The sequence below is a fragment of the Sphingobium sp. BHU LFT2 genome (assembly GCF_018604485.1).
GTDB classification, from domain to species: Bacteria; Pseudomonadota; Alphaproteobacteria; order Sphingomonadales; family Sphingomonadaceae; genus Sphingobium; species Sphingobium yanoikuyae_A.
Genome location: NZ_JAFCGW010000013.1, coordinates 76,294 through 102,824, shown reverse-complemented (window position 1 = coordinate 102,824; position 26,531 = coordinate 76,294). Strand labels below are relative to the sequence as shown.

Sequence of the window (26,531 nt, the reverse complement as noted above, 5' to 3'; positions counted from 1 at the left end):
CTTGACCGGCCGCCAGAAGGCGGTCGTTCGCGTTGAACGTGGAGGGGAAATTCAGGCGGCGATCGCTGCCGGAAGAATGATGGGTCCAGCATTGCGCCAGTCATGACCGGCCGCTTCCAGGGCATCGGTCACGACAGCGAACTGTCGATCGCCGTCATCGTGAAGGATTCCCAGCGCGCAGGGGTCGGCCATCAGGTGCTTGAACAGGCCGGCGCGATAGGCATCGAAATCCTGCCCTGCCCCGAACGGTTCTTCGCAGGTAATCCAGAGCGACGCCTCAATCTCCCGGATCAGGGCGGCTGCGCGGTCGAGCTTGGGATCGTTGAACAGCGAGCGGCGGCGCAGCAGAAGGTCCGGTGCCCAGCGAAGCCCTTCGGGCTGGTCGATTTGCCGTGCGGCAGCCTGCCAGCCGGTTTGCGACAGCGCCTCGAGCGGCAGGAAGGCGAAAATATCGTTGAACCAGCGCATTTGGTGCATGCAATGGATCCGGGCACCGATTGCGTCGCGTCGGTCCAGCGCATCGGGATGCTCGGCCTCGAGCGCCGTTTCCAGTTCGGCGGGTATCAGCGCGATGAAGCAGGCACACAGTTGCGGATCGGGAACGGCGCGGGACGCATAAAGTTCGGCCAGCGAGATTGGTGAAGTGGCGGGAACTGGAGCTTCGACAAGGGCGGACGCGACCGCGTGCCAGAGCGCATCGGGATATTCGCCCAGGGCGACGACATGTTTGAGCGTGCCGCTGTCGTCCGCGTCGATCAGGTTGAGCCGCGCGCCACCGCGGATCGACGCGATGGATGCGGGATCGAAAAGAGAGACCTGCAAGGCCGAGCGCTCGAGGCTGCTGAGGGCGACATGGGTGACAGGATGGTCGATGGAGGCCGATGGCATGGTCATGCTGCAATCTCCGTGGTTTCAAGGATCTCCACGACCAGTGTCGTGTCGTTCTCGCAGGCTTCGCAAAAGGCTGCGTCGAACACCGAGCCCAGAACCCAGTCCTGGGTGTGATCGTCCCAGCAGGCCCAGGCGTCGCGCATCACATCCGCGCTGCCGCAAGAGGCGCAGCGCACGGTGGTCCCGGCCACAGGCCTCGCGGTGGCCACCGGTTCGGCGAGGTCGCCGGATTGCGTTGCCGCTATTTCCGTAATCGCGGGAAAGACCGGAAAGCGACTGCAATGCGGCTCGTCGCGGTCGAAGCTGATCCAGTTGGCGCCGGTCGTGCGGGCGTGGGTCAGCAGAACCCAGATCTCAGGGGAAAGTGCGTCGGGGCGCTCCGGCCAGTCATCGAGCAGGCCAAGATGGATCCAGAAGCCATATTGGTGTGGCTCGATGGACAATAGCGGATGATCGACAATGAGGCGGCCGCCGCTTCGGGGCGCATTCCGGATCAGACCGTCAATGGCGTCGCGCTCGGCAAGGGGAAGATGCGCCGTCGAGCAGGCGCAGACGGGGAAGCGGCGCATGGCCGGTCTCCTTCATGGGGGCGGATAGGAGCAGCGGGAGCGCCAGGCACTCCCGCCGGCGGTTCAGTTGGAGATGAAATCCACGGTGAAAGCGTCGCGCTCGGCGTGAATGACGATCTTGCGATCCTGCGGGATCAGCCAGGTCAAATGATCCCATGCGTTCATCGTGATGGCCTGAAGGATAGCCGCATCCTCGCCGAGAAGGATGCGGGTCGCTTCCTGGCGGGCATCGCGCTCGAAGGCGCGTGACTGGGTTTCCCAGCTATCATTGTCGTCATCGTCGATCGAACAAAATAATGTCGCGTAGATCAGGCGCCCCAGCCGGTCCGGTTTGATGTCGCTGTCGCGTGCCACGAGGATGGTTGCCTGTTCGATGTCCCAACCGTTGTTGGGGCAAACAAGAGCCGGGACTTCGATGGAATGCATGGCTTGTGGTGCGTTTTCGCATTCGGACTGAGCGACAGTCAGTTCGAGGGTGATGCTGTCGACAAAACCTGAAGGCAGATCGACGGGGTGATGGTGGTCGTCGCCATGGCGATATTCAGCTCCATCATGGTGGATTTGAAAGGAAAGCTGATCGATGATCGGGAGCTGGTCATACCAGCTATAGCCTTCGAGCAAGCGTTCCTCTTCGACGAGCTGGAACGCCTGAAGCGGCGCCTGGCGCCGGGCGAGCGCGAGTGGCTGCTCGATGTCGGACTCCAGCGTGGGGACAAGCAGCATCGGGCCCTCGGAAGCGAACTCGGTGCTGACGCGCGCATGATGGTCGTCGGGCGTCTGTGGACGCCAGAGAGACAGGGCGCAGCGCGCTTCAGGCAGGGTGACACCCAGTTCGTGAGCCCGTCTCCAGGCAGAGAAGGGGAGGCGATGATCGGGCTGCGTGGCGATGAATTTATACATGGCTCGTTCCGCGGCTTCGCGAAGAAGCTTCAGTGCGGCGTTTTCGATAACGTCCTTGCGGGCCGGGAGTACCATATGGATTTCAGGCGCGTCGACAATATCGATCCGGACGGCCCAGTGGTCGAAGCTGTCCTTGACTTCGCGAATGGTGGGCAAGGGGCATTTGACACGCAAACCGTGAAAGTTGATGCGGCGGCCATCTTGCCAGTCAGGGTCGAGATTGTAGACGCCGATACGGCAGCCGCAGGCGTCTTCGACCAGCAGCGCATCCTTGAGGAAATCCTCCCGCGGCTGCAACACCCCGTTCATCGTCATCGGCAAGGGAAAGTGGAGCGCGATATCCGCGACAATGCTGTGTAAACCGAAATGCCAGTCATCGGGCATTGCAATCGAGATCAGCGTGCCCCAGCCGATCGTGCCCTGTTCAAGGGCAAGCGGTGCGCCGTTGTCCCATGCCTGGGCCGGGATGTCCACTTTCCATGCCGTGCCCGCCGACGGCGAGAAGGACTGGATTTCGACGGAGCGGCCGGCAAGGCTGAATATGCCCATGCCGGCGGGGTCTTCGGACCGTGCGATGTCATGGTCCCAACCGGAGTGTCCGAGCAGCAGCAGGGCGGCCGGATCGTCGATGCCGCAACCATCGTCGCGAACATGAAGGGTGAAGCGACCGTCCTGCTGGGTGAGATCGATCGCGATGCGCGTAGCGCGGGCCCGCCGTGCATTCTGGCACAGCTCCTGGAGACAGTCGCGGCTATCCCCCGAGAAAAGGCGAGATGCGCGGCCGATCGCATCCTGGCTGACGGCGGTCTGGATGGTGGCGGGAAGAGGCATGATCATCTCCGGTCTCGACGACGGACCGTCTGTCCGCCTCCCTTGCGCCGCCCCCTCCCCTTTCATCCCGGTTTGCGGATGCCAGGTGGGCAAGACGGTTGCCGCCGGGATGACCGTCCTGCAAAGGAAGGGTGATGAGCCAGTCAAACGATGTGAAACTGCGCGACCTTGTGCGGCGATTGCCCGACTGGATGCGAAAGGATCTGGCTTCGAGCGATGCGACAAGGCGGGAGCGCGCGGAAGATGCCCTCCATGTGATGCTGCTGTCGTTGCTGGAGGGTAGCGCCGATGGCCCATGATGGGGTGGGACGCGCTAGCGGGCAGCATGATCGTCGGCGAGGAAAGTCGACCAATCCCCATATAGGATGCCGCCATATTCGATGAGATCGTCGATCACGTTGAATTGCCAGTCGCAAAGCGGTCCATGACCGTTACTGACACCGCTGGCTTGCCACTGCGCCATGACCTCCGGGAAAAAGCGTTCCATGACGTCCGGGGCCGCGGCGAATTTCAGATGACACGTATAAGTGACATGGATCGAGGCGAGCGGTCCGATCACGGGGCCATCGCTGCCCCAGTCCTCCATCTGCTCGTCGGGCGTGGCGCGGCCGTGGTAGAGCCGAAGATAAAGCTTGCCCGGTTGCAGCGGCAGGGCGGGTATTGTCGGCGGTGTCTGGGCGCCGGCCGAGCGGCTGGGAGTCGCGGCATGCTCAAGCGTTCCAATCATCGGGATTTCCTTTCGAGTGCGGGATCACCAGTCGTGGATCGGCAAATCGTCCGAGCGGTCGCCGTCGCAATCGAGCAGCAGGAACTGGAAGCCCCTGCTCCTGCCGAAGGCCATCAAGCGCAGCAGGTCTGCCGGCAGTAGCGCCTGGCGCGTTTCTTCGAGCGACCGCGTGGGCACGAACCAGCCGTAGACGGAGGCGGCGATGTCGATCGGCCGCTCGGTCGGCGGCCAGGATGCCCAGCCATCGAGAAGGCCGGCCGTCTGGACCGTGAGATGCGCGGTCGAGAGCACACAATAGCGTCCCATTTCTACCGGATCCGAAGTGCTGGTTGCCTTGAGACCTGGCGGCACGACCTGCAGCTGGTCCTTTACGCATCCGTCCGACGGATGCCCGTCGAAATAGACGGCGATCACGGTCTCATCATCGAGCGTGGCGGGATCGCGTTCATCGCCGGATTCTTTCCACCACTCCCGGCACCAGGCGGCGATTTCCGCGTCCAGAGTGGCCTCATCGATGGCGGCATGGATATTGGTGCCATAGCGGTGCTCGATAGCGGCGGCATGAAGATGGACCGGCCAGGGCAAGGGCGATCGTTCGAATCGATCCTCGGCACCGCGGATTTCCGCGACCAACTGGGTCCGTGCATGGTTTGCGAGGTCATCGGGATATTCGATGGCGGAGCGTGCCCGCGCCAAAAGGGCGAGGTGATCCTGGCAGTTGACTGTATCCGTCGGTCCCGACGATGCCTCTTCCCCAATGCCGGTTGGCGAAGCGTGTTCAGCATCCTGTCCGGTCATATCGGAGTGCAGGACCGGGTGGTGCGGATGGGTCCAGTCGACATTCTCGACCATCCATCGGCCTATATAGGCCCAGTCGTAACCGAAGGGGCAATCGTCATCGACGTCCTGCCATGCGCGTTCGATCTTAGGGGTCCAGCTGAGCACAATGGGACGCAGGGCGTCAGCCCCAAGCCTGTCAAATGCTCTATGGATGGCGAGAGCGCGCTCCAGCGCATCGGGATCGGTGGGAGGCCGGTCGCGAAAGTTCAGGACCGTTTCCCAAAGGCAGGCGGCGATTTCGAGACGGAATGGGGCATAGCTGGTCATGGGCTGGATCCTGCTTCAGGCTGCGCGGCGTTGATTATCGATGCAAAGCCCGAGATCGGCGGCCACTAGCGTTTCGATCCGCGGTGCGAGGCTATCGAAGGCTGCGTTGAGATCGATGCCGGATATGCGATGGCTGGCCTCCCCGGGATCATGATCGAGCTGAAGCATCGGCGGAACGAGACGCGCAGTCATTTCAGGGAAAATGGCGTGCAGGATGATGGCTTCGACACGGCGGGACACGAGATTGAGGCGCGCCGCCAGGCCGCAATGCATGGCGAGATAGCGCTCGAACCAGCGGTTGGGCGCCAGCACGTCGGCGAGCCGGGTACAGGGCTGTCGTCCGGCCGGTGTCACGGCATGAAGGATGACGACACGATGACGACGGAGGGGAGTGAGCTGGTCCAGCGGCACAAGGACGCGGTAGCTGTAAAGCGGAGCCTGCCCGCCGATGCGGGCCCTGCAGGTGATCATATCCATCGGGGGTCTCCTTCACATGGGCGCGCAATGCTGCTCGCGCTTCCCACACCCCCCTCCCCCTCCGCTCCGCTGCTCGGTCCGAAGAGCGGTCTGGATACTCCGGAGAAATGGGCCGGATTGGGCTGAAGCGGATGTCAGCGCGCGGCCTCACCGCCATGGCAAGCTGCGTTGTCGTAGATGGGCTTGTCGCCCGGTCGCCATGGGATGGGATGCCAGATGCGGCCGTTATAGCTGATGCGGCCGACGATGACGCCGTTGCGCATGAGTTCGGCTTCCGGGAAAGCGCTGGCGCCAAGGCCGGTCTGATCGCGGCGTTCGCAATAGCCGCGCGACGCATGCTCAAGCGTTTCCACCAGGAGGTCGGGATATCCGGCTTGCCTGACGATCAGGGACACCGGCTTTTGCTGGCGTGGTTCGGTACATGGGATTTTCGCGGTCGGGCGCATGGCTGCGTTCCTCAACGGCAGGGCATCATGGGCGGGGAACGTCGTAACGAGGGTCGCATCCTGGCTCGCCGGGATAGAAGCCCATCGGATCGGGCAGGAGGAGCTGAACGACGGCATATTCATCATGGCCGAGAAAGCGCCCAACCTGGATGGTGAATGCGGTGCGAGCCTCAGCCCCGGCAAGGCGGGGACGGATCGGGAAATCGCCGCCGATATCGATATCCTTGTCGGGCACCTGGTCCGTCTGGCGCATTCGCTGGCCCACTTCGTTGAGAACCGATGCCATCAGGATCGGCGCGAAATTTCCGGTAATCAGCAGTTCGGGGAGGCCGAGACGGGCGTTGCCTATCGTATAGGCAAAGCCTGCATTGTCGGCGTCGGGGAAGATTGCGAAGATATGCTGACCCGTCCTGTCGATGTTGGATTGAATGATGGCCCTGCTGGTCGTGGGGATGGTCATGATGGGTTTCCAATCTCGCGATGCGAGCCGGCGTCGCGTGGTCCAGAAGAGGTCAATAGTGCGGGATCGCTGAGGCGAAGCGGCGCAGCATTGCCGCCATATGCTTGCGCAAATGCGCCTTGTTGGAGATGATCGCTTCCGGCTTGAGCAGGTCGCCCTGCGGCGTCATGAAGCCGGTTGCGGACGTTCCGTCTGTGAGTTCGACGACGATCTGATGGCCGCGCGGGCGGGCGGGACCACCATAGCGGGCGATAAATTCGCCAAGGCGGCCGGAGAGCCCCTGGGCGACCTTCGTCCAGCAGATATGGCCGCCTGCCATGATTTCGCCGGTATCGAGTCCACGATCGAGCCAGGTGCGAAACTGGCCGCGTTGCTGGATCACCGAGTTTCGCGTCCGCTCCATCGTGCGGCATAGGGGAAGAAGATCGGCGTGATGGTCGATCCAGTCGAGATCATCGCCGTCTGCAACGATCAGAATATCGTCAGGATCGACATCGGCAAGCAGGACAGGCAAGGGGCTCTGCGCGCTCTCCGTTCCGGCATTGCCGATGCTGTCCCAAAGGCAAAATCCTCGGCCGGGAACGGCAAGGATCATTGTCATGTCGTGATGGCCTGACCGGGACTGGAGCATGGCAGCAGGGGCAAGGCCTGCATCCGCCGCAGCAGTCGCACCTATGATCAGCAGGCGCCTGGACCATCGCGTGGGGCGCGGCGCGTCTGTCGGCAGAGGCCAACTGCTTGGAAGCGGCCGGGACATCGGCTGGACAGAGGCGGTTCGTGGCTCCTGCTGCGTGGCGGTCGCGGCGGCATTGGCGCGCCGCGCGGCATCGAACGGGTCCTCGAAACAGCCTCCGCCATCGCGAAAGCCCTGGGCATAGGCGCTGTCGAGGCGATCAGCGTTTACGCCAGACCTTGTATGGAAGGATCGGCGAGGCTCCCAGCCTGATATTGCCGCGATACTGCCATCTGCATATTGAACCGCGTCGTCCCAGTCATAGCCATGGCGGGAGGAAGCCTGCAGGATGAAATGATCACGTGCGGCGCCCTTCCCTTCCGCGATGCGGCACTCGACGAAGGCGAAATTCCTGCGCTTCCGCTCGCGTTCGCCTTCTTCGCGGATGGCGTCGTTGAGGGGGCGAAGCGCCGCGACGCGCTCGCGAATGCGGGCCATCCGGTCCTGGGCTGGCGCCTCATTCGGAAGATCGGGGAAGTCAGCCCATGCGCGAGCCAGTTGCTCTGCATGATCTTCGGGGCGGCCCCGCGCGACCCAGCATCGCGCGTCGGCGGGATCGAAGGCTGTCGAAGCTTCAATCATGGCGGAAGGCCTCGGCACCGGAGGAAGGCAGCGACGGCCCGCAACCATGCTGGACGGAATTTCTGAGCGGATTGTCATGCATGCGCGATCTCCTCGAGGATCACGCCATCCCTCCCCCTCTTCTCCTGGGATCGGATCATGACGGGCGTGGTTGGGATCGGCATGCGACGGATCGCTGTGCCATCTGGCGACGGATCGCAGCGAAGGTGCTCCTGCTGGCGACCGCGACGCGGTTATGTCATTGTCCGGTCGTGATCGATCCGTCGCTCTCCGAGGCCGTCAAAGCCGTTGCTTCGTTGCAGGGAGCGTTTCGCCTGCGATCGGGGCAGATCTCATGGACATATTTCGACAAGTATCGCTTCGAGGCTGACCCAGCGCTGCTAAGGCGCGTGGCCGCCGAGATGATCTTGCTGTTGCCCGAGGGAAGTGAGGTTCTTGCCGGACTTGAGCTTGGCGGCGTGCCGATCGCAATCGCTATGTCGCTTGAGACCGGGCTGCCGGCCGCTTTCGTAAGAAAGAAGGCAAAGGATTATGGCACCTGCCAGGCAGTCGAAGGTGGCGACGTCGCGGGCAAGCGCGTGGTGCTTGTCGAAGATGTGATTACGACCGGCGGCGCGGTCGCGGACGCCGCCCGGCTGGTCGAGGAGGCAGGCGCACAGGTGATCGCTGTGGTCTGCGCCATATGGCGGGGAGATGGACCACCTGCAATTGCGGCTACGCCCGGCCTTCCAGTGTTTGCTGCGATGCAGAAGGGTGATCTTCTCGACTGACGATGTCGGACTGCTCAGGCGAGATGACCGCTATGTCGACGATAAGCCGGTCGGCAGGTTGAACAACGGCGTATGATGTGGTGGGCGCAGTTTATCGGTCTATTTGGCACCACGTTCTCTGCCCGCGACAGCGCGGCGGATGCGATCCAGCACAAGCTGGTGATCATAAGGTTTGGTCACCGACGGTTCGCTCTCGCACAGATCCCCGGCCTTTTTCGTGGCCGTTTCGAGCGTACCAGCGAGGATGACGTCTATCGCAGGGCGCTCCTTTCTGATCCAGGACGCAAGGGCAAAGCCATCCTCATCCGTTCCCCCGATTTCGGCCAGAACGAGATCGATGGAGGCGTTAACGTCAGCAAGGAACATGCGCGCTTCGGCGATGCTCGTGGCTTCGATCACCCTAAAGCCGCATTCACGAAGGTAAGCCGCGAGTGCCGCGCGCACCAGAATATCGGCTTCCACCAGCAGAAGGCTTGTCATTCGGTGTCCTGTGGCTCCAAACCCAGGGTCGAGAATATCAGTGTTCTGGCGTCCTTCACAGCATAGGGTTTCGCGATGAACGGGATCTCGGGAACGAGGCTGTCAACCGGGACTGCGCCCGAAGTGACAATGACGGGGATGCCGGGTTCCGTTTTGCTGAGCCTGTGTGCGAGACCAATGCCGTCCATCGAGCCGGGCATCTGCACATCGGTAAAGACAAGGTCGACAGGTGCGTTCGACTGGCAATAAGTCAGCGCTTCGTCGGCGTTCGATGCTTCGATCACTGTCATGCCTTCGTCGCGGAGATCGTCTGCCAGGAAGGCACGAAGCAACGGATCATCGTCGACAACGAGAATGTGGAGCGGCCGAAGATCTTCGGCGACGGACGGTATCACCACTGCAGTCCCCTATGCGGCTTTCGCTTTGCTCAGCCGGGTCAACGATTCACGCGCTGATTGGTCCCCGACTGGACGAATTTATTTTGGCGGGCCTGGAACGATTTGGCGCAAGGGCGCCCGAGAGCCGCCAGCGCGCTTGGTGCATAGACGTCGCAGAATAGGGATACGAGGTGAATTGACGTCTATTTCAGCACGTTGGCTGGTCTCCTGACGGCGGCTGCAGCATGAGAGTCGCCGTCAGGAGTGGAGGCCATATGCTGCTTTGAAGCCGCGGCCCGGCGCGCGCATAGGCGGGAAGGCGGCGACAGGCCAGAGCATCGGGATCATCCATCGACGGATGGAGGCCTTGATGCGACGTGAAGATTGCCGGCGTGCGATCAGGTCTTGCCCGAGGGTTTCTGGACGATCGACATCGCGAGCACGCCATGCCGCATGATATATTCCAGGATGCGCATCGGCATCGGCTGATGGAGCGGCGCGCCGTTGTCGCAGGGTTTGCCGCCCTCCATCCATCCACCAATGAATATAGTGATGAGGGGCCCGCCGGGATTATCCTTGTGCCACACGGATCCGATGCGCTGGCCCTGCTGCTTGGGCCTTATCCCGCAGGTTCCGGTCGGGTTTTTCGGCAAGGGAAAGTCCGCAGGCCGCATGATCGCGCGCAGCGACTGGAAACGCGGATCGCCGGCGAGACAGCGCCGCAGCGAACGGACGGAACCGGAAACGAGAAAATAGTGATCGAGGGATGCAGGCTCGAATCCGACGATCGGATGCGGTGGCGTGTCCCATAGCTCGAGAAGCCTGTCCACATCGCTTGTCGGCGGGGCGAGGCTGTCGATATCGGTCCCGCGCAAGGGTATAACGGGAATATCGAGGGCGGCCATGATGATCGCGGGTTCGACCGAAGAACTGATCGCGAGAAAGTCGCTATAATGGGAGGCTGCCTCGCGGACGAGGAGCCAGGCCCTGCCGAAGGCGGGGTGGCGGATCGCATCGGGAAAACCGGCGCGCAAACCCAGCAGAGCCGCCGGATTCATCGAGGGCAGGATGGCCTGGAGTTCGGTGAGAATCGCCCGATCGACCGCCTGCGCAATGGCCGCCCTGTCCTCACCGTAGCGTTCAGCAGCAGCCACATTCGCCTGCGCCACATTGAGGAAGAAATGCGAGAAGATATCCTGTTCGAAGGGCGCGCCGTCGAAGCTGTAACGATCGGTCATAGGCTAAAGCACTAAAGGCCTCCCGCGCTCAAAGGATGGACATGGCCGAACGTGGTCGGCACGTCGCCTTGCCATTTGATTGTGGATATGGCGGCCACAGGCATCAACCAGGGCAAGGTGTCGCTCGGGAAAGTTGGTGCCGAGCCCTGGCGGCGAGCCTTTAGCTATTATCCTCGATGGGCGCTTCAGGGCCATTTTTCTTGATCGAGTCGATCGCATTCTTCGCCGAGGCTTTGCTGCTGTAGCCCTCGGTCGAGAACAATATCTCGGCATTGTACCTGAAGCGTACGCGAAACTCGCCAGCCTTGTCCTTATAGATTTCGAACTTGTGCGCCATGTTGCGTGGCCCTTCTCCCAGACAATGGTCGAACAAGTCTACAGCCGGAACGATCGCTTGCAAGCCGATCGGCATGTCTGCCGATAAGATCGAGAGTCCTGAACACCGGGCAAAGCGCAGACCACCTCTGCGTGCAGATGACTAGCTGAGGTCAGTGTGGCTCAAGGCGCTCGCATCATGGCGTCAGAGAACGGGCCGTCATTTTTCACCCTCCTCCATTGCCATGTGCTACAGCTATGGAGTGGCACGCTTGCCAGTCTCATCGAGTTTCATATCACCGCCTTTGAGCCGTCGGATTGACTTAATTTTCCCGTCAGCAATGTCGTAGGCGACAGCATCATATCCCCAGCAGCAATGGGCAGGCACCGATCCGCCCCAGCTTGCCACCGTATTGTAGTATTCCGTGAAGAGGATTCTGCCGGTGGACGCGAATCCATGGGATAGGGTGAATGACACGCCCTTAGCACCTAGCATTGGACCAAAGCGTTTGAGCCATTCTCCTTTGCTCTGCGCTATCAATACGTCATCTTCGTAGACTTTAAGATCGTCAGCAAGAAGGTTCGAATATCCGCTGAGATCCTTGTCAGCGAAGACACGAACCAAATCTTCAGAAATCTTCCCTTGCTGCGGAAGAGGAGGCGGAGGTGGCACCTGCGCTATAGCATTTGGCGAAAGCAGGATCGCGCCGAATATAAAGGCGGCCTTGCCGAGCATCTTCATCTTCCAATCCTCGCCGAGCAGAGGGTCATTGCCAATCTATATGTCTCTGTCAGAACTGACGCATATAGATCGGCAGACCGGTTCACCTCAACACCAAGCGTAATCATTGTTAGAAGTGAAGCCGAAGTCGTTATTATCGCCTTTGGTGATCGGGATCGGCTGCCGGGACATGCCATCCGAACATGGCTCCGGCTTGCATGGCTGCGATCGCGGCAGGCCTCGCATTGAAACTGGCATTGAACGCATCGACCGCGATGAGCGAGGGCATCGGCCAATATCCGGTCTCGCCGCGCTTGATGATGATGGTCTCGCCGGTCTCCGGATGAGGACAGGCGCACATATCTGGAAGCATTTCCAGATTGGCGAGGCGCCGCGCCGCGTTGTCGAGGCGAAGCCTGGGCAAGTCCCAGAGCCAGGATGGCCCGAACTGGTTGCGGATCATGCGAAGCGATGCGCTATGTGGCTCTCGCTCGTCATCGCCGTTCATCCATTTAAGAGTGAGCGCGTCCTTCCAGCGCCGGCCATGACGCGCGCGGAAATCGAGCAGCGCGCGCCACATGCAATCGTCGGGTTTTTGCATGATGATGTCCTTGATCGGGACAGGCCACTCCGCCGCATGATGCGCCGGAGTGGCTGGCTATGGCCGACTTGATCGCAGATGAGCGTCAGACGGACCGAACGGTGGCGGTGCGACGGAGATCGGGAATGCGCGCATTATCGTAGACGCTGTTCACCGACATATGCAGCGCCTGCTGCTGCGCGCTGAACCATGTCGCGGCCGGGATCCGATATGTCTCGGTGGCGAAAGGGTCTGCGCCGCTGAAAAAGGCGACGTCGACGGTAAATTCCTGGAGGGGAGCGGATTGATGGGGACGCATGAGGGCATCCTTTCATGACGAAGGGCATCCTGGCGCGGGACCAGGATGCGGGACTGAAGAGCGGAGAAGCGGACGAAGGCCGGGCGTCAAAGCGCCTGTTCGAGGAGCTTTCGGGCCTTGGTTTCCAGTTCGAGGCGACTGTCCTGATGGGGCTTCGACCGTGCGAGCGCGGTTATGCCCTGCACGAAATCATAGATGGATTCAGGCGGCCGGCCTTCCTCGGCGAGCACGGTCTGGATGATTTTCGTGGTCTCGGCCTTCGAGAAGCCGCGCCTGCGCAGGAAAGGCTCGCGATCTTCGTCCTTACGCGCGACGATCCGTTCGCGGGCGGCCTTGATGCCGGAGATGAAATGCGACGGAGAGGAGTTCGCGAAATGCTCGAGTGCCGGAGCGGCCTGATGGGCAAAACGGGCGCCGGCGAATTTCGAGTGGCGGATGTTGACTTCCTCGAAATTCTCGACACCCCAAAGGCATCTGTTCGCGCATACTCCGCGCAAGTAAAACGTTGCAATGCCGAGCGTTTTCGAGCCGACCTCGCTGTTCCAGGCATAAAAGCCGCGAAAGTACAGGTCAGGATCGCCATTTGGCAGTTTTCCTGCCTCGATCGGATGCGTATCATCGACGAGGAACAGGAAAATATCTCTGTCCGATGCGTAGAGTGTGGTCGTCTCCTTGGTGATATCCACGTGGGGATTGTAGGTCACGCTGCCCCACTGGATTGTGCCAGGCACCTTCCAGCGCGTATCCCCGACGCCATCGCCGGCAAAGGCCATTACAGCCTGGACCAACTCCCAGTCGAAAATGCGTCCATATTCGGAACCGGTAGCAGCGCGCAGTTCGGTTCTGCCATTGTCCGTCTGCAGCAGTTTGACCTGCTCGCCGCGGTGGGTCATGAGCCCATGTTGCAGGTTGATGCCCGCAAGGGCCGCTGGCAGCTGGCGAAGATAGGAGGCCGGTGCCCCAACGAGGCTCGCCATCTGGCCGAAGGACCAGTTGGTCGGCGCCAGGGGGCGATCATCTCCGGGCGCCATCAGCATCAGGCGTTCAGGATTGTCGCTTTTCGCTTCGACCCGGATCGCACGGCTTTCGACGATGCGCGTGGTCGCCCGGTCCGCGCGGCCACGAACGGCGTCATAGAGGCTGGTCAGCGAGAGATATTTCTCATCGTCGGGCCGGGAGAACCATTCCGACGAAACGCGGCTGCTCATTCGGCCGCGCGAGACATCGATGCGATAGGGGGCGGATACGGGGGGCGCTTCGTTCATGCGGGCAAGGGTCGCCATGGGAACCATCTCCTTGAGATAGAGGAACAACGGGACGATCCACGTCTCCCGTCACATTCCCGCCCCTCCCTTCCCTTTCTGGCGTCTCGCGATCCCGGCTTCGCAACAGCCTGATTTGCCGCTAGGATAGAGGCCGCGTTCCAAATCCTCCTTCTGGCTCATTCATCGATTGCCAGGAGGCCATTACAGTGACGACGTTCGGCATATTGGTCCGGCTGACGCGGCTGATGCTGTCTGCGGACCTCGGTGCCAGGCGGAGCCTGATAGAGGCTTTCGCCCTGGAAGCCCTCGTGATCGCGATGGGCGTCGCCGGTCCCTATGCGCTCAAGCTGCTGATCGACACGCTGGCCGGACCAGTGGGACCGCCCATGCAATTGTTGTTGTACATCCTGCTGTTCGTGGGATGCTGGGCGGGCGCCTCCATCCTGGAAACGGCGAGGCTTTCCTGCACCGCGAAAATGGTCGATGCACTGGCGCGGCAGCTTAAAACCCATGCGCTTGGCGCCGCCCTGCCTCAAATCACCGCGGCGCGCGACAGCCGGAGCGGACGCGTTCCCGGCATGCTGGAGCGATTGCCCTATAGCCTGACCCTGGTCGTGGAAGGATTGATCTGGCGGCTGGGCCCTGTCTTCCTGCAGGCTCTTGCCAGTCTCGCGGTGATCGCCAGCCTGATCGAGCCTCGCTATGTCCTGATTCTCGGCATAACGCTGTTGGGATTCCTCGGGGCAACCTGGATGGGTGCGGCACGCCATCGTGTGCATGCCGATGCAACCAATGCGGCGGCATCGCATGTGTCCCGCACGATCGGCGACATCGTGCGCAATGCCCGCCGGGTCATCCTCAACGGCGCTCTCGATCGCGAACTCCACTATGTGGGCAGGACATTGAGCGCGAAGCGGCAGGCCAATGTGGCCATGTACCGTTCGCTGAGTGTCATGGCAGCGCTGCAGTTCTGCATCGTGGGAGCCGGACTTGTGGCGCTGCTCATGCTGGCCGGTCTCGATGTCGGCAAGGGGCGAATGACGGCAGGCGAATTCGTGTTGTTGCAGACCTACGCCTTTAGACTGACGGTTCCGCTGAGTTCGCTGGGCTATATCCTGGCGCAGGCCGGTGTCGCGATCGCCAACATTCGCGACGTTCTGGCATTGACGAATGCCGAGGATGAGCGGGGTTCTTGGCAGCCCGACCGCTTTGCCGACGCCGATCTCGCCGCTGAAAATCTCAGCTTCCGCTATGATGATGGCTTGCCCGCCCTCGCCGGGATTTCACTGCACATCGCGTCAGGCCGCTTCGTCGCCATCGTTGGCCCGAACGGTTCGGGCAAATCCACGCTTGCCCAAATCCTTGCCGGCGTGCTCGCACCTGCCTCGGGAAGGGTTCAGATTGCAGGGGTCGATATTGCGACGATCCCCTGGAGCGAGCGTCATCGTTATATTCTTTATGCGCCGCAGTTCATCGGCCTGTTCAACCGATCGCTGCGGGAGAATATCCTCTATCCCCCGGCCAGCCAGCCCATCAGCGACGTCGAGGAATTGCTTCATGTCTGGCGCTTTCACGAGCCCGGGAGACCGATCGATTTCGATATGGAATTGGGAGAACAGGGTGAGCGCCTATCGGGTGGCCAGATCCAGAAGCTGGAGCTTGCGCGCTTGGCGGGGGTGGACGTGCCGGTCCTGATCCTGGATGAAAGCACATCCGCGCTCGATCCGCGCAGCGAGGCCGATGTGATCGCGAGGCTGCGGTGCAGGACCAATAACGCGACGACGCTTATTATGATCACCCATCGCCTGGCGACAGCGAAGGGTGCCGATCAGGTTCTTTTCATGAAAGGCGGCAGTCTGGTCGGCAGCGGGACGCATACGGAGTTAATGCGGCGATGCACATCCTACCGGACCCTGTGGCTCGCGACGCAACAATGAGGCTAACCTTGGAATTCGGGCCGCAAACACCTGCGCGCGCCATTTCCGAATGCGGTGCCGCCGTTGCCTTGCCCGCCATCATGGAGCAGTCTGTCGGGGAACGCCGCAAGCTGTTGGGACGCGATGGCTGGACGGCGATGCATCATCACCACAATCGCAGGGATGATCGCGCGGCGGCACTTGCCGCCAAGGACATCACCGAAGGCTCGGCGTGCGCCCGCACCGGCCTGGCGACTTGCGTCTTCACCTATGAGCGATTGGATGCGGGCCTTAAGGTGTTTACCAGCGGCGAAGCGGACAATCCGATCGCTTCCGGTTACCGGACCTGTCGTGCTATTCCCCCGAGATAGTCTCGTTCGACCGGAACCGTTGCCGTTTCATCGCGAAGATGCGGGCACGCCCCGAGGGTTCAACGTCGGGCGGCGGTGCGCTCGCGGCGATCCTGCTGGGCTTGCATGCCTAGCCACCGTTCGGCATTCTTGCGGCCGACGCTTTCAAGCAGCCTGTTGTATTCGGCAGCGTGACGCACTCGGGCGGCGTTGAGTTCCGCCGTCGTAGCGGGCTTCCGGTCACGGGTGTCGACCTCCATCTTGTCGCCCCAGACTTTTCCGGCCTGCTGTGCGCTGTGGTAGTTCACGCCTTGTGCGTTCGCTGCCATGGTTGTGAGCGAAGCAGCGGCGAAAGCAAGGGTTACGAGCAGGATCTTCATCGTGGGCCTCCTATCGCTTGGCGCGATCTGCGCGCGCCATGCCACCCAGCCAGCTGTCGGCGTTCTTCTGGCCGACGCTGCTGACCATGCGGTTGTAGCGGTCGCGGTACTTCACCAATGCCACCAGCCGCTCGCCTCTGGCGAGCGGCGCATGGTAGGCGTCGCTGCCTTGGCGCTCGACCGCGCGCCGGTTGTTCTCGGCCTGCTTGCGCTGCCAGACCTCACCGGCCTGCTGCGCCTTGTGATAATCGACGCCCTGCGCGACGGCGGGGACGGGCGTGAGAAATGACCCGGTAGTCGCTAAGGCGACGATCGCGGCGGCGTGCATGGTGATAGGCGTCCGTGTCAGTTTCATCTGCATGTCCTTCGGCTTCTCAACCAGGTCTACGACGCCGCGTACCCCGGTTCGATATATGTCCTGGGCAGGTGGCACCGAGGGCTTTCGACAAGCCGACCTATAAGTCGGATCGATCGACATGCAACGAATCGGCGAAGTGGGCGGCGTTTCTGGGTTTACGCCAGGAAGGACCGCGCCAACATTGATGATGCTGAATTACCGGCATTTCGCGATCTCGTCGATCTTTATACTTAAAAAACGGACGATCAGATTGCGCGAGAGTTGGCGGCGCGTGAGACAACGAAGATATGCAATGACGGCCAAGTCCAAGTTCAAAAGCGACGCTTTCGAGACAATTCATAGCGCCGCCGCTGGCATGTATCGTGTCGGTTCGATCGACAGGGCCACGATGCGCCATTTCGATCAAAGCTGCCTGGTCGAGCCCCCGATGATCGCGCCAGAGTAAATCAAGCGGCTACGCGAACGGAACAAGTTCAGTCAGCCGGTTTTCGTGCGCTATCTCAACACCAGCGAAAGCACGGTGGAGAAGTGGGAAACCGGGGCGAAGAAGCCCAGCAGCGCAGCGCTGAAGCTCCTGTCGCTCCTCGAAAAGCACGGTATCCAGATACTCGCCTGACCGATCCTGAACCGAGGTAAACGGAGGTTTTCACCAATTTCCCGATTTACCGGCTTGCACTATTGCGAACCAATCGCATGAAGGCTAGGGAGAAATCTGCTCGACGTCACTGTCTGATGATCGCCGGGTTGCGATCAGGGAGTAGTCAGAAGTGCCGGCGACCGCAGCAACAATCGATGTCAGCGCGCTCTATGCGTCGCACGGCGACTGAATGCGCGAATGGCTCCGGCGGCACACGCGATGCTCGCACCGCGCCGCCGATCTAGCGCAGGATACGTTCTGTCGTGTCCTTGAATCAGACCCCGAGCCAGTGCGCGATCCGCGCAGTTATCTGTCCACCGTCGCGCGCCGTATCCTGATCGACGACATTCGCCATCGCGAAATCGAACGTGCCTATCTCGCGGTCCATGCCGCACGCATGGGCGATGCCGACCATCTGACGCCCGAGCGCATCGCGCAAGCCGCGCAGCTTCTCGGCGCGGTCCTGCGCCTGCTCGAAACCCTGCCGGAGAAGGCGCGCCATGCTTTCATGATGGTCCGTTTCGACGGCCTGCGCTATGCCGATGCGGGCCGCCAACTCGGCATATCGGAGCGCATGGTCAAGCGCCATGTCGCGAAGGTCTATGCGCATTGCTACGCGCTCGCCTATCCTGACTGAGTGAAAGCGCCCCGCCCAACCCCCGAGATGGTCGAGAAGGCGGCTTATTGGGCGGCCCAGCTCGCGACCGATGAAGCCACCCAGGAGGATCACGACGCCTGCGAGGCGTGGTCCCGCGAGCATCCGTTGCATCGCCTGGCGATGGAGCGGATGCGCGGCCTCGACGCGCAATTCGACAGCACGGACGATATCGGGCGCGAGACGATCGACGCCGTGCTGGAAAGGCGATCCAGAAAGGGCCGCTGGTTCGGCGGGCTGACGCTCGGCCTGGTCCTGATCGCCGGCGGCGGATGGATGGCGGCACAATCGCTGACCGTTCGGGCATGGTTCCCCGACTACGAGACAGCGCGCGGCGAGCAGCGCGCCGTGACGCTCGCTGATGGCAGCGGCCTCACCATCGACACTGACGCGGCGCTGGACTTCCGCGCCAGCGGCACAGACCGGATCGTCACTCTCTTCCGGGGTCAAATCCTGGCGCGAGTGGCGAAAGACAGTGCGCGACCGTTCGCCGTGGAAACTCACGACGGCACTGCGACCGCGCACGGGACCGCCTTCATCGTGCGCATGGAGGCCGATGCGACCATCGTCACCGTCATCGAGTCCAGCGTGCGGGCTTGCTTGTCGGTGGCTGGACCCGAAGCCTGCGTCGATCTCTCTCCCGGCGACCAGGTGCGCATGGGACAGGGGAAGCTCGCCCGCCTCGGTCGTGTCGATCCTGAAACGGCAGCGATCTGGGCCGAAGGCTGGCTCGCGGCCGACGATCAGCCGGTGGCGGGCGTGCTGCGCGAACTCAACCGCTATCGCACGCAGCCGCTGCGCTTCGATGAAGGCGAGCTGGCCGGCGTCAGGGTGTCGGGCAGCTTTCCTCTGGCCAACACCGATCGCGCGTTGCACGGCATCCTGCGATCAACCGGGCTGCGCGTGTCGCGCACCGCCGACGGCGAGCTGTGGGTACGCGCAAAATAATTTTCAGCAAGCGGTTCCCGATTTTTAGATTCGCCCGTCCCCCTTGGTGAAGCGGTATGTGAAATGGGGTATTCCGGGTGGTGAAATTCAAGGGAATGTGCGGCGCGGCGACTGTCGCGATTTTGGGGGCAGGAATCGGTGCGCTCCCCATGCCGGCGCAGGCGCAGACGGCACAAGCGGCAAGGGACATCGACATTCCCGCCGGCTCGCTCGGCAACGCCATCGCCCAGCTCGGCCGAAAGACCGGCGTAATGATCGTTTTCGACCCGGCGCTGGTGCGAGGCAAGCGCACCCTCGGCCTACGCGGGCCCTACACGCCCGCGCAAGCGCTCGACCGCCTGCTTGCGGGCACCGGCATCGAAGCACGTCCCGATGGAAGGGGTGGCTTTACAATCCAAAGAACAAGGGTTGTCCAATCGACGCCGGCTGCACGCCAAGGCCCGCGCGCAATCACCCACGAACCGGAGCCATCCACCCTCGATGCGGCTAACACTCCCGCACAGGATATTGTCGTCACCGCACAACGGACCCGCGCAGGGATCGTAGCACCAGGACATCAAGTGACGATCATAGACAGGCAATCCGTCGAGTCCGGTCGCGCGGCCTCCGACACATTGGCCACCCTTTTGGCCAAGGCGGTGCCGGGTCTGGCGGATTCCAGTCGTGTGATGAGCGACTTCGGCCAAACGCTTAGAGGCCGTCTCGCGCTGGTGCTGGTGGACGGTGTGCCCTACAACAATAATCGCAACGCATCCCGTGACCTTATCAGCCTCGACCCAGGCAATATTGATCGTATCGAGGTGTTGCGTGGAAGTAGCGCGATTTACGGCGGCGGCGCTTCAGGTGGCATCATCTCCATCACGACGCGGCCAGCAGGCGGACCGCTGCGGCTTGAAACGACGCTCAGCGGAACGGCTTCGCTTTCCCGAATAACCGATGAAGGTTTGAGCGGTCGATTGACCCAGTTCGTATCCGGTTCTGCCGGAGGCTTGGATTTTGCCCTCAATGGCACTCTCCAACACGTTGGAGGGAGCTATGATGCGCGTGGCGACCGGCGTGCCCCTGAACCCAGCCAGGGCGACCAGTTCGACAGCAATATCGTCAGCATCGGCGGAAAGATCGGCATGCGGATCGATGATATGCGCTATTTCCAGGTCTCTGGCGGCTTCTATCGGCTCGATCAGGATAGTGATTATGCATCCGATCCCGCGCCCGCCCGACTCTCGCCAGGCACCGCCTTGGCTGGCGCGCTCAAAGGTTTGGAACTTGCAGAGCAGAACCAGGTCAGGAACACGATTCTGACCGTCAACTATGCCGACCGCGATCTTTTCGGCAGCCGTCTGGACCTGCTTGGCTACTATCGCGACACGTTTCTCCGTTTCACGCCCAATGATCTCCGTTCATCACCCAATCGCGGCAACAATGTGGATCAGGTCATGCAAAATAGTACGGTGCTTGGCGGGCGGCTAACGATCGAGACACCGCTGGCGGCACGGACCTCGTTGACCTGGGGCGGAGATTTCAACCAGGAGAAGACGGACATGCCGCTCGATGTCTTCGATCCGGCAGCCTATGATGCGAGCGGCGGCCTGGTCTTCGATCGCACCGGCACCCTCATCTATATGCCGAAAGTGACCACACGAACATTCGGCGGCCTCGCGCAGCTTCAGCACAGATTTGCCGACTGGCTGGGGATCGAGGGCGGTGCCCGTTATGATCGCGTTCGGGCGTCCTTCGAGGACTTCACCCCGCTCAACCAGTATCGTGTTGCAGTTCCCGGCACTGTCACCGGCGGGTCGGTGACCTATGACGCCTGGACGTTCAACGGCAGCGTGACGGTAACGCCTGTGGCGGATCATGATGTCTACGCCTCCTTCTCCCAGGGCTTTCAACTTCCTGACGTCGGATTACAGGTCCGAAATGCGCGGCCCGGCTTCAACATCCGGGGTTCGGAACTCAGTCCCGTGAAGATCGACAGCTATGAGATCGGATGGCGCGGTCGCTTCGATCGCGCCAGGGCGACGCTCGCCCTGTTTCAGACGAACTCGAAGCTGGGGGATATCCAGAGCCTGAACAACGCTCTCTTCCTTTTGCGGACCGCCGAGAAAATACGCGGCGTGGAAGCGGCGATCGACGTCGGGGAGAGCAGTGACCCCGTGAGTGCCGGCGCCAGCGTCACCTATATCGAGGGCCGGGAACGCCCCGCCAATGCGTCCGCAAGCAGGATCATGACTGGTTATCGCATCCCGCCGCTGAAAGTGACGGCTTATGTGGGTATCACGCCGCTGGAAGGGTTGAATATCCGCCTGCAGGGCCTGCTTTCCGGCGATCGGGATTACCGGCTGAATGACGCTACCAGCTTCGGCCGACGCAAGGTTGAGCAATATGTGACGTTTGACCTGCTGGGAAGCTACCGTCTCAATGAACGGGGTCTGGTCACGGCGGGCATCGAGAACATTTTCAATGAGCAATATCTGCCTGTCTACAGCCAGTTACTTCGTAACGACCTCAATTCCACGCGCATCCCGGCAAACGGAGCCACGTTGACGGTCGCTTACAGACATAGCTGGTGATGATCGCAAACACTCGCTCTCCTGCACGGTTGGGCGGGAGAATTCTGGGCTTGGTTTTTGCAATGTCCGGGCTTAGCGGCACTGTACTCTTCCGCAAGGACGTGTGGTTGCGCTGGGCGCTAGCGCACGTCGTCGATCCCGCCATGCGCGGCGATGCGGTGATCTTGTCAGTGGTTTCGCGCCCTCTCGCATCGCCGGGTTTACCGGGGACGATTGTGCTGGGAAGCGACGATTTTGCACTCGACCGGATAAGTTATCGTTGGCGGCGGCGGGGAATGCCCTTTTCTCCATACAGAAACAGAGTGACCGGATCTGGCCGTTAGGCGAATGTCCGGATCGGAGCCAGCTCGCGAGGATAGCTGACGCTCGCGCTACTCGGCAGCCGACCCGGTCTTTCTGAGCTGCGTCTGTCAGCGTCCGGTGTTGCTGTTCAAGGTACTCCCTTTTGCCACTAATGGCTCAATACGAGACCCCGAGATCACGACCTTTCCTGGGCAATAGCAAACTAAATACCGTATAAGCGGACCTATGGCTTGAGAGTGTTCCGCCATGAGCATGAGCGATCTGCCGAGCAAGGCTGAGACCGATCCCTGTGCCCTCGGGTTTCGTCGTGTGGAACGCCCGAAATACAAGCGCTTCATGGCCGGGCATAATGCCATTGCCGTTATCGCGGACTTCGAAGGCGAGGCTTTGATCGCGAGAGAAAACGGCTATCTCGATCCTGGCATCGGCACCGCGATCGGCGCTCGCCGCTTCCGCCGCGTTCTGGATCAGCGCCCACAGGGCCTGGCTGATCTGATCGCGGTCCATCGGCCAGGAAAGATCTTCGTCGACGTCGACCGAAATCGCGACCTGCGGCCAACGCCCTGCGAAAAGACGCATGAGATCTGCGATGAGCTGCTCGACCGGGATGAGACAGAGCTGAGGCGCAGGCAGACGCGCCAAAGTGCGATAGGCTTCGACGAACCGCTGAAGCCCTTCTGCTTGCCGGGTCAGGGTGCCGAGTATCTCACGAAGCAGCAGCATGTCGGGATTTGAATTGTCGATTGCGACCAGCCCGCTATCCGCCAACGAGACGATCGGTGCCAGCCCATTCAACAGTTCGTGGCCGAGCACCTGGATCATTTCGGCAGTAGCGCGCGCTTCGGCCGCGCGTTCCTCCTGCTCGATATCGATCAGGGTGATCACGGCGCGGTTTTCGGCCGCGAGCTGCACCCGATCGATCCGCCAGCTACGCCCTTCATGGCGGAAATGGCTCACATCGCCCTCGGCCAGCGCGGTCGGCATGGGCAGCACTTTGTCGTCGGTCGCGAAAAGCTGCCGCGCTGCCCGGTTCAGCGCTCGCGCACTGCCACCCTCAACGGCGAGCATCGGCGTGGGGGCGGCATCGAGCAGCAGACGATGCGAGCCGATTTGCCCAGCCGGAGCCGGAGCTGCCTTGCTTGCAGGCACGCTATCCAGGCCGGAACGCCAAGCATGGAGCAGCACGATCCAGGCGGCGACCAGCCCGGCTCCGGTCATCGTGCCCCACATGCCTCGGTGCCAGGCCTCGCTTGCCACCAATCCGCTGAGCGCAAGCGCGATCCCGGTCAGGACCGCGCGCCATCTAGAGCCCATAGCGCGCCATTCGGCGATAGAGCGCGCCTCGGCTGAGACCCAGAGCGGTGGCGGCATGCGTCACGTTATGGCGATGTTCGCGCAAGGCGGCGTCGATCATCGCCTTCTCGGCATCGGTAAGGTCGAAGCTGGTTTCCACCGTTCCCACGGCGACCTGCGGCACCGGCAATGCCAGCGCCGCCACATCGATCGTGCCATCTTCCGCCAGCAGCACCGCACGCTCGATCGCCAGAGCAAGACCGCGCACTTCATCATCCCACACGGTCGCACGGATCGCCTCTTCGGCAGCGGCCGTCAGCCGGGGCGTCGGACGAGCGAACCGCTCCGCCGCCATGCGTGCAAAGTGCCGGGCGAGCAGGATACCATCGCCCTCCCGCCGGGCGAGCGGCGGCACCGCGATTTCGACGGTCGCGATCCGCCGTCGCAAGGCCGGCGTCAGTGCGGCAAGATCGTCGGCAATCGCAATACAGCGGATGGAGGGCGACAGGCGATCCAGCAAACGCGCCTGCGCCACTTCGCTCAGCTTGTCAGGATGACGCAGGATCACGGTGCCGGAGCTGTCCTGCAAGCGCCCCCATGCGCTCTCATCGCGCAGATCGATCCTCGGCGGCTCGCCCTCACCTTGCCCCGATGCGGCATGAACCGCCATCGCCGTCAGCATACGTCCGCTGCCGGAGGTCCCGGTCACCGTCACCCCGGCAGGCGTCGACGCAATGCGGCGGACAAGCTCGCGCAGGGCCTGCATCGCCGTGCTTTCACCCAGCAGGCGGACAGGTTCTACATCGACCGCGGCGGAAGCCGAAACCGGCCCCGCAGGCGCCTCGCGCGCAATGGCAGCCTCCACTTTGGCCAAGAGTTCACTGTTCCGCCATGGCTTCATCGCAAAGTCCCGCGCCCCGGCCTGCATCGCCGCAACCGCGATCCGGATGCCACTGTGCGCGGTGATAACGATTACACAGGCCGCCGGATCGTCCGCCATGATCCGCGTGAGCAAGGCCAGTCCCTCCTCTCCGCTCGACTGGCCGGGGGAGAAATTCATGTCGAGCAGGATCGCATCGAAGCGCCGACTGGCCAGACGCGAGAGCGCCTCTTCCGGTCCACCGGCAGTCTCGAGCCGTCGTCCCGCCATGCGGAAAGCGATTTCCATGGCCCCGGCAACGGCGGGGTTGTCATCGACCAGCAGGATCGCACCATCGCTTGACAGGCTACCCGACTGTCCATTTGCGGACACTGTGTCCACCGCCGGACGGTCACCGGAACCGATATCTTCAAAAACTCCAGCATTCATCGACGTTTAGGCTTTCCGGCGGAGATGAGCGACACTGTCCCCATGATGACCGAACAGCCCGCACATGCAACCGTTTCCCCCGGCGCGGAGATGGATCGCAAAGTCGAACGCCGCCGCGCGCCGCTATGGCGTCGGCCTGCGGTTCTGGCGATTGCCGGGGGCGCGGTGGCTGCCGTCCTGCTCTGGCGGCTGCTGCCGGCCAGCGGGTCGACCGATATCGCCGCCGCGCAGATCGAGACCGGCATGGTCAGCCGCGCGCCTTTCGCCGATTATCTGCCTGTGCGCGCGATAGTCGCACCGAAAGTCACCACGCTGGTCGGCGTGCTCTCGGGCGGGCAGGTCGAGAAACTGCTTGTGCAGGACGGTGTCATGGTCTCCGAAGGCCAGCCGCTGGCCACGCTGGCCAACCCAGAGCTGCGGCTCGACGTACTCACCCGCGAGGCGCAGATCGCCAGCCAGCTTGGCGGCGTGGCGGGCGAGAACCTCGGCATCGAGCGCAACAGCATCGACCGCGCCGGACAAGTCGCGCAGGCCAATTACGATCTCATCAAGGCGCGCCGCGAACTGGCGATCCGCCAGCAGCTTTACGATCAGGGCTATCTCTCTGACGCCGGGGTGCGCAGCTATGCCGAAGAGGCCGCCTACCAGCAGAAGCGGCTTGCCCAGCTGCAATCGGGCAGCGCGCGGGAGGCGGGCATCACTGCCACGCAGGGTGCCCGGCTCAACGACACGCGCGGCAGGCTGGAAAGCAATCTCGCCGCCGTGCGCGCCAGTCTCGATGCACTGACGATCAGCGCGCCGATGGGCGGCCGCCTCACCAACTTCACGATCCAGCCCGGACAGGCGCTGAAGCCGGGCGATCCGGCCGGGCAGGTCGATAGCGAAGGCTCGTGGAAGCTGACCGCCGATGTCGACGAATACTACTTGCGCCGCGTGACCGTGGGCCAGAAGGCCGCCGTGGACGGTGCCCGCCTGACCGTTTCGAAAGTCCTTCCTGCCGTGAACGACGGCCGTTTCCGCACGGAGCTGGACTTCGCGGGTGCGCCGCCCGCGGGGCTCAATCGCGGGCAGACGCTCGATATCCGCATCACTCTGGGCAGCACAGCGCCTGCGTTGGTCGCTCCGGTCGGTGGCTGGCTGGAAGCGGGCGGCGGCACCTCGGTCTTCGTGCTCGACGCCGATGGCGCCCATGCCCGCCGCCGCGCCGTGAAGACCGGCCGCCGCAATCCCGAACAGGTCGAAATCCTATCCGGCCTCCAACCGGGCGAACGCATCGTCACTTCGAATACTTCGTCGGTCACCGGCGACATGCTCAATCTCCGCTAACAGGGAACCATGCTCATGATCCGTCTGGAAAATATCCAGCGCCGCTATGTCTCCGACGAAGTGGAGACGACCGCGCTTCGCGATATCGACCTTGAGGTGGCCGCTGGCGAATTCCTCGCCATCATGGGGCCTTCGGGCTGCGGCAAGTCCACCCTGCTCAACACGTTGGGTACGGTCGACCGGCCCACGGGCGGCCGCTATCTGTTCGGCGATCAGGACCTGGCCGCGATGGGCGAGAAGGACCTTGCGAAGTTTCGCGGCTCAACGCTCGGCTTCGTGTTCCAGAGTTTCAACCTGATCGACGAACTGACCATCGAGGAAAACGTCGCCCTCGGCCTCGCCTACCGCCCGAATGGCGGAGACCGCCGCGCACGGGTTTCGGCGGCGATGGACAAAGTCGGCATCGCCCACCGCGCGCGCCATTTCCCGCACCAGCTTTCCGGCGGCCAACAGCAGCGCGCAGCGATCGCCCGCGCCATCGTCGGCGACCCCAAGCTGATCCTCGCGGACGAACCGACCGGCAACCTCGATACCGCCAATGGCGAGCAGGTGATGAACATCCTTCAGGCCCTCAACGACGAAGGCGCGACCATCGTCATGGTCACCCACTCGCCCAGCCATGCCGACATGGCAAAGCGCCGCATCGACATGCTCGACGGGCGCATCGTCGCCTCGGCGATGCGGTCGATCTGAGG

Annotated in this window: 33 protein-coding genes; 12 read left to right on the top strand and 21 right to left on the bottom strand. The window is 62.3% G+C overall.

The annotated features are described in order from the left end of the window. Nucleotides 1-51: 51 nt before the first annotated feature. The 3 genes from JQK15_RS20535 to JQK15_RS20525 form a co-directional block, all read right to left on the bottom strand. The gene (locus tag JQK15_RS20535) at nt 52-894 is read right to left on the bottom strand and encodes a Cof-type HAD-IIB family hydrolase (RefSeq protein ID WP_214867370.1); all 843 of its coding nucleotides are present in this window, start codon (nt 892-894) and stop codon (nt 52-54) included. Continuing rightward, nucleotides 891-1,460 carry a DUF5983 family protein gene (locus JQK15_RS20530; protein WP_214867369.1) on the bottom strand — a complete coding sequence of 190 codons (570 nt, stop codon included), beginning with the start codon at nt 1,458-1,460 and terminating at the stop codon, nt 891-893. Before JQK15_RS20530 ends, JQK15_RS20535 begins: the two co-directional genes overlap by 4 nt. 63 nt (nt 1,461-1,523) lie before the next feature. Continuing rightward, nucleotides 1,524-3,197, bottom strand: coding sequence for a sensor histidine kinase (locus JQK15_RS20525; RefSeq protein ID WP_214867367.1), 1,674 nt, complete (start codon nt 3,195-3,197; stop codon nt 1,524-1,526). 128 nt (nt 3,198-3,325) lie between these two features. Between JQK15_RS20525 and JQK15_RS20520 the strand changes: the two genes are divergently transcribed. Beyond that, complete coding sequence (locus JQK15_RS20520; protein ID WP_214867365.1) at nt 3,326-3,490, top strand: hypothetical protein; 165 nt, start codon at nt 3,326-3,328, stop codon at nt 3,488-3,490. Between the two features lie 14 nt (nt 3,491-3,504). Here the strand turns inward: JQK15_RS20520 and JQK15_RS20515 are convergent, their stop codons facing one another. The 6 genes from JQK15_RS20515 to JQK15_RS27000 form a co-directional block, all read right to left on the bottom strand. Beyond that, nucleotides 3,505-3,918, bottom strand: coding sequence for a hypothetical protein (locus tag JQK15_RS20515; RefSeq protein ID WP_214867363.1), 414 nt, complete (start codon nt 3,916-3,918; stop codon nt 3,505-3,507). 24 nt (nt 3,919-3,942) lie between these two features. After that, nucleotides 3,943-5,025 carry a DUF5983 family protein gene (locus JQK15_RS20510; protein WP_214867361.1) on the bottom strand — a complete coding sequence of 361 codons (1,083 nt, stop codon included), beginning with the start codon at nt 5,023-5,025 and terminating at the stop codon, nt 3,943-3,945. Between the two features lie 15 nt (nt 5,026-5,040). Continuing rightward, entirely contained in the window at nt 5,041-5,502 is a 462-nt protein-coding gene (locus JQK15_RS20505) for a hypothetical protein (RefSeq protein ID WP_214867359.1), read from the bottom strand. 134 nt (nt 5,503-5,636) lie between these two features. Next, nucleotides 5,637-5,948 (bottom strand): hypothetical protein, encoded by a 312-nt coding sequence (locus tag JQK15_RS20500; RefSeq protein ID WP_251007904.1) that lies wholly within the window; start codon nt 5,946-5,948, stop codon nt 5,637-5,639. Between the two features lie 25 nt (nt 5,949-5,973). Further along, entirely contained in the window at nt 5,974-6,408 is a 435-nt protein-coding gene (locus JQK15_RS20495) for a DUF4262 domain-containing protein (protein ID WP_214867357.1), read from the bottom strand. A gap of 52 nt (nt 6,409-6,460) precedes the next feature. Then, nucleotides 6,461-7,009, bottom strand: a complete 549-nt coding sequence (locus JQK15_RS27000; RefSeq protein WP_251007903.1) for a hypothetical protein — start codon at nt 7,007-7,009, stop codon at nt 6,461-6,463. Nucleotides 7,010-7,435: 426 nt separating this feature from the next. Here JQK15_RS27000 and JQK15_RS26995 point away from each other — a divergent pair, with 426 nt between their 5' ends. Together JQK15_RS26995 and pyrE are read left to right on the top strand one after the other, a co-directional pair. After that, nucleotides 7,436-7,789 carry a hypothetical protein gene (locus JQK15_RS26995; RefSeq protein ID WP_251007902.1) on the top strand — a complete coding sequence of 118 codons (354 nt, stop codon included), beginning with the start codon at nt 7,436-7,438 and terminating at the stop codon, nt 7,787-7,789. Nucleotides 7,790-7,803: 14 nt separating this feature from the next. After that, the gene (gene pyrE / locus JQK15_RS20485; protein ID WP_214867353.1) at nt 7,804-8,493 is read left to right on the top strand and encodes an orotate phosphoribosyltransferase; all 690 of its coding nucleotides are present in this window, start codon (nt 7,804-7,806) and stop codon (nt 8,491-8,493) included. A gap of 99 nt (nt 8,494-8,592) precedes the next feature. Here the strand turns inward: pyrE and JQK15_RS20480 are convergent, their stop codons facing one another. The 8 genes from JQK15_RS20480 to JQK15_RS20445 form a co-directional block, all read right to left on the bottom strand. After that, a complete protein-coding gene (locus JQK15_RS20480) occupies nt 8,593-8,973 on the bottom strand; it encodes a response regulator (RefSeq protein ID WP_214867351.1) in 381 nt (126 codons plus the stop codon). Beyond that, nucleotides 8,970-9,371 carry a response regulator gene (locus JQK15_RS20475; protein WP_353047237.1) on the bottom strand — a complete coding sequence of 134 codons (402 nt, stop codon included), beginning with the start codon at nt 9,369-9,371 and terminating at the stop codon, nt 8,970-8,972. Before JQK15_RS20475 ends, JQK15_RS20480 begins: the two co-directional genes overlap by 4 nt. Nucleotides 9,372-9,748: 377 nt before the next feature. Further along, on the bottom strand, nt 9,749-10,504 hold the full coding sequence (locus tag JQK15_RS20470) for a hypothetical protein (RefSeq protein ID WP_214867349.1): 756 nt from the start codon (nt 10,502-10,504) through the stop codon (nt 9,749-9,751). A 244-nt stretch (nt 10,505-10,748) separates the two neighbouring features. Next, nucleotides 10,749-10,925, bottom strand: a complete 177-nt coding sequence (locus JQK15_RS20465; protein ID WP_084515015.1) for a YegP family protein — start codon at nt 10,923-10,925, stop codon at nt 10,749-10,751. Nucleotides 10,926-11,159: 234 nt separating this feature from the next. Continuing rightward, on the bottom strand, nt 11,160-11,645 hold the full coding sequence (locus tag JQK15_RS20460; protein ID WP_214867347.1) for a nuclear transport factor 2 family protein: 486 nt from the start codon (nt 11,643-11,645) through the stop codon (nt 11,160-11,162). 133 nt (nt 11,646-11,778) lie between these two features. Beyond that, nucleotides 11,779-12,204, bottom strand: coding sequence for a hypothetical protein (locus tag JQK15_RS20455; protein WP_214867345.1), 426 nt, complete (start codon nt 12,202-12,204; stop codon nt 11,779-11,781). A gap of 106 nt (nt 12,205-12,310) precedes the next feature. Continuing rightward, complete coding sequence (locus JQK15_RS20450; protein WP_214867343.1) at nt 12,311-12,523, bottom strand: hypothetical protein; 213 nt, start codon at nt 12,521-12,523, stop codon at nt 12,311-12,313. An 86-nt stretch (nt 12,524-12,609) separates the two neighbouring features. Beyond that, a complete protein-coding gene (locus JQK15_RS20445) occupies nt 12,610-13,806 on the bottom strand; it encodes a DUF932 domain-containing protein (RefSeq protein WP_214867341.1) in 1,197 nt (398 codons plus the stop codon). Between the two features lie 188 nt (nt 13,807-13,994). Here JQK15_RS20445 and JQK15_RS20440 point away from each other — a divergent pair, with 188 nt between their 5' ends. Next, nucleotides 13,995-15,725, top strand: coding sequence for an ABC transporter ATP-binding protein (locus tag JQK15_RS20440; RefSeq protein WP_214867339.1), 1,731 nt, complete (start codon nt 13,995-13,997; stop codon nt 15,723-15,725). A gap of 8 nt (nt 15,726-15,733) precedes the next feature. Further along, nucleotides 15,734-16,075 (top strand): hypothetical protein, encoded by a 342-nt coding sequence (locus JQK15_RS20435; protein ID WP_214867337.1) that lies wholly within the window; start codon nt 15,734-15,736, stop codon nt 16,073-16,075. 59 nt (nt 16,076-16,134) lie between these two features. On the opposite strand, the gene JQK15_RS20430 is transcribed toward JQK15_RS20435, so the two are convergent. Both JQK15_RS20430 and JQK15_RS20425 read right to left on the bottom strand, forming a co-directional pair. Continuing rightward, a complete protein-coding gene (locus tag JQK15_RS20430) occupies nt 16,135-16,434 on the bottom strand; it encodes a hypothetical protein (RefSeq protein WP_214867335.1) in 300 nt (99 codons plus the stop codon). A 10-nt stretch (nt 16,435-16,444) separates the two neighbouring features. After that, entirely contained in the window at nt 16,445-16,789 is a 345-nt protein-coding gene (locus JQK15_RS20425) for a hypothetical protein (RefSeq protein WP_214867333.1), read from the bottom strand. 121 nt (nt 16,790-16,910) lie between these two features. Between JQK15_RS20425 and JQK15_RS20420 the strand changes: the two genes are divergently transcribed. From JQK15_RS20420 to JQK15_RS20400, 5 genes are all read left to right on the top strand, one after another. Further along, nucleotides 16,911-17,237: a hypothetical protein gene (locus tag JQK15_RS20420; RefSeq protein ID WP_214867332.1), complete on the top strand. Its 327-nt coding sequence runs from the start codon at nt 16,911-16,913 to the stop codon at nt 17,235-17,237. A 45-nt stretch (nt 17,238-17,282) separates the two neighbouring features. Beyond that, entirely contained in the window at nt 17,283-17,408 is a 126-nt protein-coding gene (locus tag JQK15_RS20415) for a helix-turn-helix domain-containing protein (RefSeq protein ID WP_214867330.1), read from the top strand. Between the two features lie 211 nt (nt 17,409-17,619). Then, the gene (locus JQK15_RS20410; protein WP_214867328.1) at nt 17,620-18,066 is read left to right on the top strand and encodes a sigma-70 family RNA polymerase sigma factor; all 447 of its coding nucleotides are present in this window, start codon (nt 17,620-17,622) and stop codon (nt 18,064-18,066) included. 27 nt (nt 18,067-18,093) lie between these two features. Continuing rightward, nucleotides 18,094-19,032 (top strand): FecR family protein, encoded by a 939-nt coding sequence (locus JQK15_RS20405; protein WP_214867326.1) that lies wholly within the window; start codon nt 18,094-18,096, stop codon nt 19,030-19,032. Nucleotides 19,033-19,109: 77 nt separating this feature from the next. Next, nucleotides 19,110-21,605, top strand: a complete 2,496-nt coding sequence (locus JQK15_RS20400; protein WP_214867324.1) for a TonB-dependent receptor — start codon at nt 19,110-19,112, stop codon at nt 21,603-21,605. 459 nt (nt 21,606-22,064) lie between these two features. Here JQK15_RS20400 and JQK15_RS20395 read toward each other — a convergent pair whose 3' ends face one another. Beyond that, nucleotides 22,065-23,138 (bottom strand): sensor histidine kinase, encoded by a 1,074-nt coding sequence (locus JQK15_RS20395; RefSeq protein ID WP_251007901.1) that lies wholly within the window; start codon nt 23,136-23,138, stop codon nt 22,065-22,067. Nucleotides 23,139-23,211: 73 nt separating this feature from the next. Continuing rightward, nucleotides 23,212-24,453, bottom strand: a complete 1,242-nt coding sequence (locus JQK15_RS20390; RefSeq protein WP_353047236.1) for a sigma-54-dependent transcriptional regulator — start codon at nt 24,451-24,453, stop codon at nt 23,212-23,214. 81 nt (nt 24,454-24,534) lie between these two features. On the opposite strand from JQK15_RS20390, the gene JQK15_RS20385 reads away from it, so the two are divergent. Further along, nucleotides 24,535-25,836 (top strand): efflux RND transporter periplasmic adaptor subunit, encoded by a 1,302-nt coding sequence (locus JQK15_RS20385; RefSeq protein ID WP_251007900.1) that lies wholly within the window; start codon nt 24,535-24,537, stop codon nt 25,834-25,836. Nucleotides 25,837-25,851: 15 nt separating this feature from the next. Continuing rightward, on the top strand, nt 25,852-26,529 hold the full coding sequence (locus JQK15_RS20380; RefSeq protein WP_214867319.1) for an ABC transporter ATP-binding protein: 678 nt from the start codon (nt 25,852-25,854) through the stop codon (nt 26,527-26,529). Nucleotides 26,530-26,531 lie beyond the last annotated feature (2 nt).

What these genes read in the sequence shown, in the direction of transcription:
- JQK15_RS20535 (WP_214867370.1), bottom strand. Translation starts at nt 894, where the DNA reads ATGACCATGCCATCGGCCTCCATCGACCATCCTGTCACCCATGTCGCC.
- JQK15_RS20530 (WP_214867369.1), bottom strand. Translation starts at nt 1,460, where the DNA reads ATGCGCCGCTTCCCCGTCTGCGCCTGCTCGACGGCGCATCTTCCCCTT.
- JQK15_RS20525 (WP_214867367.1), bottom strand. Translation starts at nt 3,197, where the DNA reads ATGATCATGCCTCTTCCCGCCACCATCCAGACCGCCGTCAGCCAGGAT.
- JQK15_RS20520 (WP_214867365.1), top strand. Translation starts at nt 3,326, where the DNA reads ATGAGCCAGTCAAACGATGTGAAACTGCGCGACCTTGTGCGGCGATTG.
- JQK15_RS20515 (WP_214867363.1), bottom strand. Translation starts at nt 3,918, where the DNA reads ATGATTGGAACGCTTGAGCATGCCGCGACTCCCAGCCGCTCGGCCGGC.
- JQK15_RS20510 (WP_214867361.1), bottom strand. Translation starts at nt 5,025, where the DNA reads ATGACCAGCTATGCCCCATTCCGTCTCGAAATCGCCGCCTGCCTTTGG.
- JQK15_RS20505 (WP_214867359.1), bottom strand. Translation starts at nt 5,502, where the DNA reads ATGGATATGATCACCTGCAGGGCCCGCATCGGCGGGCAGGCTCCGCTT.
- JQK15_RS20500 (WP_251007904.1), bottom strand. Translation starts at nt 5,948, where the DNA reads ATGCGCCCGACCGCGAAAATCCCATGTACCGAACCACGCCAGCAAAAG.
- JQK15_RS20495 (WP_214867357.1), bottom strand. Translation starts at nt 6,408, where the DNA reads ATGACCATCCCCACGACCAGCAGGGCCATCATTCAATCCAACATCGAC.
- JQK15_RS27000 (WP_251007903.1), bottom strand. Translation starts at nt 7,009, where the DNA reads ATGACAATGATCCTTGCCGTTCCCGGCCGAGGATTTTGCCTTTGGGAC.
- JQK15_RS26995 (WP_251007902.1), top strand. Translation starts at nt 7,436, where the DNA reads ATGATCACGTGCGGCGCCCTTCCCTTCCGCGATGCGGCACTCGACGAA.
- pyrE (WP_214867353.1), top strand. Translation starts at nt 7,804, where the DNA reads ATGCGCGATCTCCTCGAGGATCACGCCATCCCTCCCCCTCTTCTCCTG.
- JQK15_RS20480 (WP_214867351.1), bottom strand. Translation starts at nt 8,973, where the DNA reads ATGACAAGCCTTCTGCTGGTGGAAGCCGATATTCTGGTGCGCGCGGCA.
- JQK15_RS20465 (WP_084515015.1), bottom strand. Translation starts at nt 10,925, where the DNA reads ATGGCGCACAAGTTCGAAATCTATAAGGACAAGGCTGGCGAGTTTCGC.
- JQK15_RS20460 (WP_214867347.1), bottom strand. Translation starts at nt 11,645, where the DNA reads ATGAAGATGCTCGGCAAGGCCGCCTTTATATTCGGCGCGATCCTGCTT.
- JQK15_RS20455 (WP_214867345.1), bottom strand. Translation starts at nt 12,204, where the DNA reads ATGTGGCGCGCGCTGCTCGATTTCCGCGCGCGTCATGGCCGGCGCTGG.
- JQK15_RS20450 (WP_214867343.1), bottom strand. Translation starts at nt 12,523, where the DNA reads ATGCGTCCCCATCAATCCGCTCCCCTCCAGGAATTTACCGTCGACGTC.
- JQK15_RS20445 (WP_214867341.1), bottom strand. Translation starts at nt 13,806, where the DNA reads ATGGCGACCCTTGCCCGCATGAACGAAGCGCCCCCCGTATCCGCCCCC.
- JQK15_RS20430 (WP_214867335.1), bottom strand. Translation starts at nt 16,434, where the DNA reads ATGAAGATCCTGCTCGTAACCCTTGCTTTCGCCGCTGCTTCGCTCACA.
- JQK15_RS20425 (WP_214867333.1), bottom strand. Translation starts at nt 16,789, where the DNA reads ATGAAACTGACACGGACGCCTATCACCATGCACGCCGCCGCGATCGTC.
- JQK15_RS20420 (WP_214867332.1), top strand. Translation starts at nt 16,911, where the DNA reads ATGCAACGAATCGGCGAAGTGGGCGGCGTTTCTGGGTTTACGCCAGGA.
- JQK15_RS20410 (WP_214867328.1), top strand. Translation starts at nt 17,620, where the DNA reads ATGCGCGAATGGCTCCGGCGGCACACGCGATGCTCGCACCGCGCCGCC.
- JQK15_RS20405 (WP_214867326.1), top strand. Translation starts at nt 18,094, where the DNA reads ATGGTCGAGAAGGCGGCTTATTGGGCGGCCCAGCTCGCGACCGATGAA.
- JQK15_RS20395 (WP_251007901.1), bottom strand. Translation starts at nt 23,138, where the DNA reads ATGTGGGGCACGATGACCGGAGCCGGGCTGGTCGCCGCCTGGATCGTG.
- JQK15_RS20385 (WP_251007900.1), top strand. Translation starts at nt 24,535, where the DNA reads ATGAGCGACACTGTCCCCATGATGACCGAACAGCCCGCACATGCAACC.
- JQK15_RS20380 (WP_214867319.1), top strand. Translation starts at nt 25,852, where the DNA reads ATGATCCGTCTGGAAAATATCCAGCGCCGCTATGTCTCCGACGAAGTG.